The sequence below is a fragment of the Cytobacillus kochii genome (genome assembly GCF_020171845.1).
GTDB lineage: Bacteria > Bacillota > Bacilli > Bacillales > Cytobacillaceae > Cytobacillus > Cytobacillus kochii.
The window spans coordinates 403,087-414,073 of sequence record NZ_JAIVAM010000004.1 but is presented as its reverse complement, the minus strand read 5'-3'; the positions used below and the strand labels follow the sequence as shown (position 1 = coordinate 414,073).

At 36.3% G+C, this 10,987-nt stretch carries 11 protein-coding genes and 2 riboswitches; of the genes, 9 read left to right on the top strand and 2 right to left on the bottom strand.

Annotated features, from left to right (window positions below):
- Positions 1-10 precede the first annotated feature (10 nt).
- Both LCM23_RS08515 and LCM23_RS08510 read left to right on the top strand, forming a co-directional pair.
- Positions 11-1,003, top strand: coding sequence for an LLM class flavin-dependent oxidoreductase (locus tag LCM23_RS08515; protein ID WP_224936553.1), 993 nt, complete (start codon positions 11-13; stop codon positions 1,001-1,003).
- A 483-nt stretch (positions 1,004-1,486) separates the two neighbouring features.
- The gene (locus tag LCM23_RS08510) at positions 1,487-1,942 is read left to right on the top strand and encodes a CoxG family protein (protein ID WP_224936552.1); all 456 of its coding nucleotides are present in this window, start codon (positions 1,487-1,489) and stop codon (positions 1,940-1,942) included.
- A gap of 1 nt (position 1,943) precedes the next feature.
- Here LCM23_RS08510 and LCM23_RS08505 read toward each other — a convergent pair whose 3' ends face one another.
- Positions 1,944-2,471: a ribonuclease H-like YkuK family protein gene (locus LCM23_RS08505; RefSeq protein WP_224936551.1), complete on the bottom strand. Its 528-nt coding sequence runs from the start codon at positions 2,469-2,471 to the stop codon at positions 1,944-1,946.
- 274 nt (positions 2,472-2,745) lie between these two features.
- Here LCM23_RS08505 and LCM23_RS08500 point away from each other — a divergent pair, with 274 nt between their 5' ends.
- From LCM23_RS08500 to LCM23_RS08470, 7 genes are all read left to right on the top strand, one after another.
- Positions 2,746-3,330: a branched-chain amino acid aminotransferase gene (locus LCM23_RS08500; protein WP_224936550.1), complete on the top strand. Its 585-nt coding sequence runs from the start codon at positions 2,746-2,748 to the stop codon at positions 3,328-3,330.
- Positions 3,331-3,453: 123 nt separating this feature from the next.
- Positions 3,454-4,464, top strand: a complete 1,011-nt coding sequence (locus tag LCM23_RS08495; RefSeq protein ID WP_224936549.1) for a fatty acid desaturase — start codon at positions 3,454-3,456, stop codon at positions 4,462-4,464.
- Positions 4,465-4,550: 86 nt separating this feature from the next.
- Positions 4,551-5,687 (top strand): sensor histidine kinase, encoded by a 1,137-nt coding sequence (locus tag LCM23_RS08490; RefSeq protein ID WP_224936548.1) that lies wholly within the window; start codon positions 4,551-4,553, stop codon positions 5,685-5,687.
- Entirely contained in the window at positions 5,684-6,283 is a 600-nt protein-coding gene (locus tag LCM23_RS08485) for a response regulator transcription factor (RefSeq protein WP_224936547.1), read from the top strand. Before LCM23_RS08490 ends, LCM23_RS08485 begins: the two co-directional genes overlap by 4 nt.
- Positions 6,284-6,701: 418 nt before the next feature.
- Positions 6,702-7,802, top strand: a complete 1,101-nt coding sequence (locus LCM23_RS08480) for a branched-chain amino acid aminotransferase (protein ID WP_095373191.1) — start codon at positions 6,702-6,704, stop codon at positions 7,800-7,802.
- 279 nt (positions 7,803-8,081) lie between these two features.
- Positions 8,082-8,990, top strand: a complete 909-nt coding sequence (locus tag LCM23_RS08475) for a nuclease-related domain-containing protein (RefSeq protein WP_224936546.1) — start codon at positions 8,082-8,084, stop codon at positions 8,988-8,990.
- A gap of 325 nt (positions 8,991-9,315) precedes the next feature.
- On the top strand, positions 9,316-9,951 hold the full coding sequence (locus LCM23_RS08470; RefSeq protein ID WP_224936545.1) for a hypothetical protein: 636 nt from the start codon (positions 9,316-9,318) through the stop codon (positions 9,949-9,951).
- A 127-nt stretch (positions 9,952-10,078) separates the two neighbouring features.
- Here the strand turns inward: LCM23_RS08470 and LCM23_RS08465 are convergent, their stop codons facing one another.
- A complete protein-coding gene (locus tag LCM23_RS08465; protein WP_224936544.1) occupies positions 10,079-10,585 on the bottom strand; it encodes a shikimate kinase in 507 nt (168 codons plus the stop codon).
- A 125-nt stretch (positions 10,586-10,710) separates the two neighbouring features.
- A riboswitch (TPP riboswitch) is annotated at positions 10,711-10,818 on the top strand.
- 42 nt (positions 10,819-10,860) lie between these two features.
- Positions 10,861-10,953: riboswitch (TPP riboswitch) on the top strand.
- Positions 10,954-10,987 lie beyond the last annotated feature (34 nt).

Sequence of the window (10,987 nt, the reverse complement as noted above, 5' to 3'; positions counted from 1 at the left end):
GAGGGATAATGTGAAGCTGAGTATTTTAGATCAATCACCAATTGCCAAAGGCAAGACAGCAAAAGAAGCACTTGAGGCCTCACTGCAGTTAGCAAAAACAGCGGATGAATTAGGCTATTACCGCTATTGGATTGCAGAGCATCATGACTTGCCTGGGCTCGCTAGTTCCTCTCCTGAAATTATGATGAGTTATATTGCATCACAAACGTCAACTATAAGGATTGGCTCGGGTGCGTTGTTACTACCGAATTATAAACCTTTTAAAGTGGCAGAGAACTTTCATTTATTAAGCACACTTTTTCCAGGACGTATAGACCTCGGTATAGGAAGAGCACCAGGAGCATCTGCTGAAGCAAGTATTGCACTAGCAGGGAATTATTTGCAAGCTGTCAAAGAGTGGCCACAGTCTATTGATACACTACTTGCTTTTTTAAATGACCATCATCCAGAAGACCATCTTTTTCGTAAAGTGAAGGCAAGTCCCTTCCCACCAATAAAGCCTGAAGTGTGGATGTTAGGAACAAGCCATAAAAGTGCTAGTTTAGCAGCCGAAAAAGGGTTACATTACTGTTTTGGACAATTTATGAGTGAAGCTAATGGTAGAGAGGCGATTGACCTTTTTAAAGAGAAGCGCAAGAACGAACAACAAAATATGATGTTAACCGTCTCCGTTATTTGTGCTGAAACAGATGAAAAGGCTGAGGAAATAGCTACCTCAGTATTATTATGGCATCTCCAATCAGATGATGGAGAGAAGCAAGAAGTGCCTTCAGTAGAGGAAGCAATTAAGCATCCCTATTTCATTGCAAAACAAGAAAAAGTAGCTAAGATGAAAGAAAGAATGATTATTGGTAATCCGGAAAAGGTCAAGAGAGAATTGTTAAGTCTTACAGACCAATACGGCATAGATGAAGTCATGATCGTGACAATAACACATGATTATGACGATCGTCTAAAGTCATATAAATTATTGGCTGATATGATTAACAAACCAGTTTTTTAGAGATATAAAGGGAATGTGAAGCAACCTACACAATGTGAATTAGTGGGTTGACCACCCCCAATCTAAAGCTAATCATCGCGCTACAGACGTCTGTAGTATAGCCATTAGACGATAGCCTAAATTATGACTGCGTTATGGCTCAAATAGACAAAGTAAATCGTAGTATGATCTTTTTTTTAGCAATTGTATAAAGATTGCACGCTATTCTTTAAAGGTGAGAGATTTAATATCGAAACTATCTACTTCGTCCATTGATTTTAATAGAATATAAGGTAGGAATGTATTCTCTTTTTTTCTGCCATTTAAAAGAGCGAACATGATGAGGTATAACGGTTTTATTAAACTGAAGCAATGTCAATTGATTTTAAGCAAGCAGCTTTTACCTCTAGAGTTTCTAATTTGTTTTCGTTAGCATGTTTCCCTTACTGCTTGAATAGAAATAAGGCAGTAGCATCTAAGACGAGAATGAAGGAGAGAGGCATAATGGCAAGCTTTCATCATGAGAAAAAAGTAAATGTATCAATTGAACACCTATGGCAGTTTGTTAGTGATATGAACCATTGGGCACCACTTGTTCCTGGATATATAAGGCATGAAATATTAAATGAAAAAAGCTCCATCTGGGTGTTTAAAGTAGATGTCGGCTTAATGAAAAAGAAGATAGAGCTACAGGTTGATATCACTAGATGGCAGGCACCTAATAAAGTGACATTTAACTTAACAGGTATCAATGAGAAATTTAAGGGCAATGGTTTTTTCTCAAGTGTAAATTCTTCTAAAAAAGAAGTAGTGATGACGGGCTTTTTAGAGATTGTAGCTGAAGGAATGATGGCAAAAATGGCGAATGCTATTTTAGAAACCTCTCTTCCTGAAATTACAACCGAGTTAACGAATGCAGTCGCAGAGAAAGCAGAACAGCAGTATTCACTGCATCAGTAATTTATTTTGTGAATTTATTTGCATAACTAGAGGCGACATATGCCTCTGGTTTTATTTTGGCTTCCACACCAATGGATTCCATCCTTGCGACCATTTCAGCTACATATTCCTTCGTTTTATTACGAGAGCCGGCACCAATATCTAAATGGCCTTCCATCGTAAAACTTGCACCTTGGTAAATAAATGGTAAGACGATATCAATCATCTTGTTTTTCTTCTCTTCATCAAATAATGCAACAATTTCTTCAGTTAAAGAAGTTTCAAAAGAAATTCGTTCATGTAGATGAAGCATTTTTCGTGGGACGGAACATTTTCTAATACAAGCCCACGCTCCTTTTCCTGCATTTTGAACCACTATACCAGTGATAAATAAAGTATGGGCAGGATGTACTTGAGAGTCTGTTCCAACAATCAGTTTATAATTTCCTCTCGGTTGGATGTACATGAAGTGAAGAATGCGCTCAAAAACATCTTCAAATGTTAAGTTTTTCTCTTTTAAATTTTGAAAAGGAAGTATTTGCAAAGTCATCACCACATTTTTAATTTATAGTTTATGCATTCACGAACCTTCATAAATCAATTGCAGCCTATTTTATACATATGAAAGAAGTAAAGATTTTAAGATAAATTTTATGATGCTAGGTTGCAACCTAAACTGATTGAAAGGATGAGATGGCGGTTATTGGAATCATTGATAGTGGATGTTCGTCAATATGTGATTTTCCATTGTTGAAAGCATGATAGAGAGTTGTGTAGAATGTAAAGGAGTAAAACTTGCAATGAAAGACAAAGAGGTGCGAATAATGTTTAAAGAACAGTTAGTTGAAAGAATTAGACAAGCAAAAGAAAATGGAGAATTATTATTTAATGAAGAATTAAACTACGCAAAAAAGCAGAAGTTAATAGATGAAAAAGAGGAAAACGTCCTCGATCCTAAAAAGCGCTTTTTTGATAGTTATATTGAAAGAGGCGATAAAGAAACAGAAAATTTCCTTGGGACAGAATCGGCCAGTGAATTTTTTGAGCAGCCGATCACTTATTTTAAGCAACATATCAATGAATTCGTCTATGTTGAATCCGTATGGTTCGATCAACTAAATGTTGAATCACTTTCTTTTGAAGTAGATGATTTATTCCGTACTTATGATTGCTTGATTGGTTTAAAACAGCCTAAGAAAAAGGAAAAAGAAATTAAAGCCTATTTTATGTCAATCTTCACAAGTGATGAAGCGCGACTCAGCCCCATGTTTAATCAAAAAGATGGCTTATGGGAAATTAACTTTACGTTAGATTATATTGAAGGATTTTCTGAAGATATGAAGATAGGCGAAGCTTTTTCACTTATTTATAAAGTTTTATTTGACCTTATAATTGAGCTTGAAGGCTGATATTAGTAGTTGGTCTTAATGGATACATGACATTTATCATGGTTGCGTGATGACACCTATGTCTTCACAGTATTTTCAGACGTCTTTATTATTAAATTATATTGAAGGAAAGGAACTTACAATATGACAAAAGAACGTTTGAAAACATTGAGAAAACAAATGCTGCCATTTGAAAAGGCGAATCGTAACAAAAGTATATATCAATTAATCAATACGCTGGTACCATTTTTTGGTTTATGGACACTTGCTTATTTTTCACTTTCCATTCATTATTTATTGACATTAGCTTTATCTGTTTTAGCGGCGGGCTTTTTAATACGTATATTTATCATCTTTCATGATTGCTGTCACAATTCATTCTTTAAAAGCCGCAGAGCGAATAAAATTGTGGGAACGATTGCTGGGATTATTACGATTTTTCCATATAGCGCTTGGGCACATGATCATTCCGTTCATCATGCAACAAGCAGTAACTTGGACAAGCGTGGGACAGGAGATATATGGTTGTTGACTGTTAAAGAATATATGGATGCCTCTTTTTTAACGAAGGTTGGTTATCGACTTTACCGTAATCCAATCATTATGTTTGGATTAGGTCCGATTTACACATTTTTATTTAAAAATCGTTTTAATCGAAAGGGTGCTCGTTTACCAGAGAGATTAAATACGTATTTAACCAATGTAGGAATTGTTGCTTTATATGCTTTCATGTGTTATCTCATCGGCTGGGAAGCATTCCTGCTTGTGCAAACCCCGATTTTCCTGATTTCTGGTGCAGCTGGTATTTGGTTATTCTATGTCCAGCATACATTTGAAGATTCTTATTTTGAGCCAGATAAAGAATGGGAATATGTGAGTGCAGCAATTGAAGGCAGTTCATTTTACAAATTGCCAAAACCACTGCAATGGATGACAGGAAATATTGGTTACCATCATGTACACCATCTAGCTCCAAGAGTCCCAAATTACGAATTAGAGAAAGCACATACTAACAGTGAGCAATTACAAAATGTACCGACCATTTCACTAGCAACAAGCCTAGAATCTCTTCGCTTTAAGCTTTGGGATGAAGAGAAGAAAATATTTGTCGGCTACCGTGCAGTAAAACAATACCGAAAAGTACCGATATCTTAATAATCTGCTATAATACTGTTAAGAAACTCCTTTGTATGAAAGAAACAAAGGAGTTTTCTATTTCTACATTGAAGCGGAGGTTTACAATGTCATATCCACTTTTATATAAATTGAAAAGCTCTGGGATGACACCATACATATGGATTATCCTGACGATTCTCCCATTTTATTTTATCTTTCAATCTTCAACGACTTGGGAGATTATTGTTGGTATTATATTAACGGTCGTCTTTTTTATCACTTTTCGTTTTGCCTTTATATCTAATAAATGGCCAGTTTATATATGGTCTCTTTTATTGATTGCAGTTTCAATGACAATGTTAATTATTTATCAGTATGTGTATTTTGCTTTTTTTATCGCTTATTATAATGGATATATAAGAAATAGAGTGGCGTTTTTTATTGTTTATATCATTCACATTGTTTCAACGACTGTAGCCATTAATTATAATATTGTTGTTAAAAGTGACATGTTTTTAAGTCAAATTCCATTTGTGATTATTATTTTAGTGAGTATGATATTGTTGCCATTTAATATCTATAATAAAAGAAAACAAGAGAGGCTAGAGAAACAATTAGAATACGCGAACCAAAGAATTGCCGACCTTGTTAAACAAGAAGAGCGTCAAAGAATTGCGCGTGACTTACATGATACACTTGGACAAAAACTCTCACTAATAGGATTAAAGAGTGATCTGGCGAGAAAGTTAATTCAAAAAGACCCAGAACAAGCAAAAGTTGAATTAAAAGATGTCCAGCAAACAGCCCGTACAGCTTTGAATGAAGTACGGAAAATGGTATCGCAAATGAGAGGAATACGATTGCAGGAAGAAGTCGTTCGTATTAAAGAAATATTACAAGCAGCGCAAATGGATATGGAAATCAATGAACCATTAAAAGAAGCTTACACATCCATTTTTATAGAGAATGTTATTAGTATGTGCTTAAAAGAAGCGGTTACAAATGTAGTCAAACATAGTCGAGCGACAAAATGTTCGGTAGTAATAGAAGAACGAAATAAAGAATTAGTCGTTACTGTAAAGGATAACGGAACAGGCATTACGAATAGTGAGAAAAAAAGCTATGGTAATGGGATTAATGGCATGAAAGAACGATTAGAATTTGTCAATGGTCATTTGGACATCAGTTGTGATGAGGGCACGACAATTTCAATTATTGTCCCACTTGTCGTTAAACAAGTTGAAGGAGGAGATTTGGCATGATTCGAATTGTCATTGCAGAAGACCAAAGGATGATGTTAGGCGCACTCGGTTCTTTACTGAACCTTGAGGACGATATGCAAGTCGTTGGTCAAGCCTCCAATGGAGAAGAGGCAGTTACATTAGTGAAGGAACAAAGTCCCGATATTTGTATTATGGACATTGAAATGCCTTTAAAAACAGGGTTAGAAGCAGCTGAAGCAATTAAAAACAGTGGCATAAAGGTCATTATTTTAACCACTTTTGCAAGATCTGGATATTTTCAACGAGCGATAAAAGCAGGGGTACGGGGCTATTTATTAAAAGATAGTCCGAGTGAAGAGTTAGCTGATTCGATTCGTAGTGTCATGGCAGGCAAAAGAATTTTTGCCCCGGAACTGATGGATGATGTCTATCGAGAAGAAAATCCCTTAACAGAACGTGAGAAAGCGGTACTTGAATTAATGGCAGAAGGAAAAAGCACTAAAGAAATTGCCTCCATATTAACGATTAAAGCTGGTACAGTTCGTAATTATATCTCAGCTATATTAGAGAAGTTAGAAGTAACCAACAGAATCGAAGCCATCACAGAATCAAAAAACAAAGGCTGGTTTCATTAATGAATACTCGTGACGAGCAGGTGGTCACGAGTATTTTTGTATTTCTTGACTAATTATCTAAAAAATCAAACCTTTTTCTGCATAATATTTCATGCAAATCATTTCAATAAAAAGCTAGTAAAATCCTGCGTTTATAGGGAGATTATAAATTTGTAAGAATAATAGAAAAGTTTCAGAAACTGTGTTGACAATACTAAAAATAGGGTTCATAATATTTTAAACAATCAATGTACTTTATTAAGGAAATGTTATATTGATTTTAAGTATTAAAGTAATAAATTCTTAATATCGTATAAATTGCGAAGTAGTAGTTTAATCATCAAAGTATTTCGTTTACAATGGTGCATAATACCAAAGAAAAAGAGTAAAGATGTTTAACAGCACTTTAAATTGATCTTAGACAGGGAGTAGAGTAGAAATGAATGATTATCAGTTTGAAATCCAAAGACGTGCAACCAAAAAAGAAAAACCGGCATTTGATCAGTTGATTTTCGGTAGGAATTTTACAGATCATATGTTTGTAATGGACTATCATGCAGACAAGGGGTGGCATGATGGACGTATTGTCCCTTATGAGCCATTACAAATTGACCCGTCTGCAATGGTATTTCATTATGGCCAAAGTGTTTTCGAAGGATTAAAGGCATATTTATCTGAAGATCAGGAAGTGCTCATGTTCAGACCATATAAAAATATGGAGAGACTGAACAAATCGAACAACAGACTCTGTATTCCGCCAATTGACGAAGAACTTGCTGTTCAAGCATTAAGACAATTAATTGCAGTTGATCGTGATTGGGTTCCAAATGTAGAAGGAACATCTCTATATATTCGTCCATTTATTATTTCTACAGAACCTTATTTAGGCGTTGCTCCATCACATCAATACAAATTTATTATTATCATGTCACCAGTCGGTGCCTATTATAAAGAAGGAATTAACCCAGTGAAAATTGCTGTCCAAAGCGAATATGTTCGTGCAGTCAAAGGTGGAACGGGTAATGCTAAAACAGGAGGAAACTATGCTGCTAGCCTAAAAGCACAAGAAGTAGCAGAACAGGAAGGATATTCACAAGTACTTTGGTTAGATGGCAAGGAAAATAAATATGTGGAAGAAGTAGGAAGCATGAATATTTTCTTTAAAATTAACGGTGAAGTCGTTACACCTGAATTGAACGGAAGCATTTTAGAAGGCGTTACAAGAAACTCTGTTATTGAACTCATTAAAGACTGGGGTATTCCTTTATCTGAGCGTCGTATCTCAATCGATGAGATCTATGAAGCGCAAAAAAATGGCACGCTAGAAGAAGCATTCGGAACGGGTACTGCAGCGGTCATTTCACCAGTCGGAGAACTATTCTGGAATAACGAAAAACTGACCATTGGTGGCGGACAAACAGGTGAAATCGCCGGCAAACTTTACGAAACGCTAACAGGAATCCAAAAAGGAAAAGTAGAAGATAAATTTGGTTGGATCGTGAAGGTGGACGAAGAAAAAGCTGTTACGACAGCAATTTAATAGAAGAGAAAGAACCACTTGCCATTGATGGTAAGTGGTTTTTTAAAAGGGTTAGGCTAGAAATGTGGGTAGCAGTAAAAGTGGACAAAAACTGAAAGAATAAAGTCGAAGTGATGGACTTAGTGAAAAAATGGAATGACTGCATATATTAAAATCACAAAAGGGTTTTACACTTTTTAACAAGCAAATTTGTACTTTCTTTTAGAGAAGTTATATATATTGGTATTTTTTTATGTTAAAAATTCGTTATAATAGAGTAAAAAGAAAGGATGAAGGAATTTGCCAGACCTAAAACCACTCAATCCCTCTTATCAACTCCGATTATTACGCGTGCTCCATCTTAGATCAAAATTGTCCCCTGAGAATGAACAATATCTCAAAATGTTAGAAAAAGGATATGAAGGAGAAAGTAAATGGCGAGATGATTTGCAGCAACTTTCACCAAAATTCCCCATTCTTTATGATGTATTGCTAGAAATTAATCATACATCCTTCCAAATTGATGCACTCTGTTTAACTCCCCACAAACTCATTGCTTTCGAAGTGAAAAATTATAGTGGTGATTTTTTGGTTCAGGACACTAAATGGTATTCACCAACAAACAAGGAAATTAAAAATCCCCTTTTACAAATCCAAAGAAATGAAACCCTCCTACACCAATTCCTTACTAAGCACGAATTAAACATTGCATTTGATTATCTACTTGTTTTTGTTCATCCCGAGTTTATGTTATATGACCGTACAAAGAAACAAAATGTTATTTTTCCACCGCAAATTCCACGATTATTAAGAGAACTAAATCAAATAGACATTCAACACTCTCCATTTCATACAAAAATTGTTCACACTTTTTTGAGTCATCATAAAGAAGAAATGAATTATGCTAGAAAAATCGATTATTGTACGGAGGATTTGGTAAAAGGAGTGGTTTGTCGAGAGTGCAGTGGGCAGATGAGGCGAGCGAGTTTGCGCAAATTTCATTGCTCAAAATGTAGGAGGAACATTTCATCTTATGATGCATTAAGTGAAGCAATCAATGACTTTATTATTCTTTTTCCATCAGAAAAAGTAACAAAGACGGCGATTTATGATTGGTGTGGAGGAGCAATCAGTAGTTCCGCAATACAACGATTCTTACAAGAGAAATATACACTTAATGGTGGTGGAAATTATTTTTATTATCATTAATGGGTTTTAAAAAAGAAGAAATAGTTGAATTATTTAGTAATGAAGTGAAGTAACAGTACCGTATAGATTGATCGGTATTCTGATGGGTTCAATCTACTAGTAAGCAGTTATAAGTTGAACAAAGAACTTTGTGCACAAAATAAAAGAAAAAATCTAGATGACATCGCAAAAAGGGAATAGCAAGTCCCTCGGAAAGAAAGCCAGAGATGAGCGCCTCGCAAAAGGGGATAGCAAGTCCCTCAGAAGGTAAACCAGAGATGAGCGCCTCGCAAAAGGGGATAGCAAGTCCCTCAGAAAGGAAACCAGAGATGAGCGCCTCGCAAAAGTGTTTAATAAGTCACTCAGAAGGAAAACCAGAGCTGAGCGCCCCGCAAAAGGGTTTAGCAAGTCCCTCAGAAGGAAAATCAGAGATGAGCGCCTCGCAAAAGGGTTTAGCAAGTCCCTCAGAAAGGAAACTAAAGATGAGCGCCCCGCAAAAGGGTTTAGCAAGTCCCTCAGAAAGGAAACTAAAGATGAGCGCTCCGCAAAAGGGGTTAGTAAGTCCCTCAGAAAGAAAACCAGAGATGAGCGCTCCGCAAAAGGGGTTAGTAAGTCCCTCAGAAAGAAAACCAGAGATGAGCGCTCCGCAAAAGGGATTAGCAAGTCCCTCAGAAAGGAAACTAAAGATGAGCGCTCCGCAAAAGGGGTTAGTAAGTCCCTCAGAAAGAAAACCAGAGATGAGCGCCCCGCAAAAGGGGATAGCAAGTCCCTCAGAAAGGAAACTAAAGATGAGCGCCCCGCAAAAGGGGATAGCAAGTCCCTCAGAAGGAAAACCAGAGATGAGCGCCCCGCAAAAGGGATTAGCAAATCACTCGAAAAGAAAATCAGAGATGAGCGCCCCGCAAAAGGGTTTAGCAAGTCACTCAGAAGGAAAACCAGAGATAAACGCCCCGCAAAAAGGAGTTATTTAGCAATTTATTAAGAACCAAACACAAATGAAAGCCGAGCAAGGGAGTGCCCGGCTTTCATAAATTCGTTTAGGATAATGCGAAATACTTAGATAGTAGAAGAAACATCCTAATGAACCATAACCATAATCATTACTAGCTTTATCTTATCCCACTAATAATCAATTCAGCAGCTTCTTCAGCTGTTTTCCCGTCAACATTGATTTTTAGATGATATGGTTGATAATGAGCTTGTCTTTCTTTGTATAGATGATACATTTCATCAGTAGAAAGACCATTTAATTTCGGTCTTGTATCTTTAATCAATGGGTATCGGTCAAGCCACTTTTCCCATGAGAGCTCGATAAGGACAACGGTACTGTTTTGTAAACATATTTCGCGGTTCTTACTGTTTAAAAAGGCACCGCCGCCTAATGAAAGAATCTGTTTTTCTTCGGCAGATAGTTGTTCAATCAACTCGCTTTCAGCTTTTCGAAAAACTTCTTCACCATGATCAAGGAAAATTTTTGAAGTTGACATCTTGAACTGTTGTTCAATGCGTTCATCCGTGTCGATTAAACCCCACTGTAATTTCTTAGCTAATTCCGTTCCTATGGATGTCTTTCCGACCCCCATAAACCCAATAAGTACAATACTCTTATCTTCCATAGACTGTCCTCCCGAATGTTATATAAATATCATATCATAACGTTTTATGTCGCAACATCGTTTCTATCCCATGTTTTTTATTTTCATTTCTATCATTTCATGTTATATTGACATCATATATTATAAGTTTTCACTGGGGGTGCCTTCACATAGAGGCTGAGATTGAATGCCGTTCAAAACCCTTTGAACCTGATCTGGTTTGTACCAGTGGAGGGAAGTGTGTCGATGTAGTCGTCCTCGCTTCCTTTTGGAAGTAGAGGATTTTTTTATATATGAATAAATGCTAGGGGTGCCAAATACTTGGCTGAGATGAACCCTTTGAACCTGATTTAGTTAATACTAGCGTAGGGAAGCGAGTGACGTCATACATATCATGATGACCAAAGCCGCTTATACAAACTA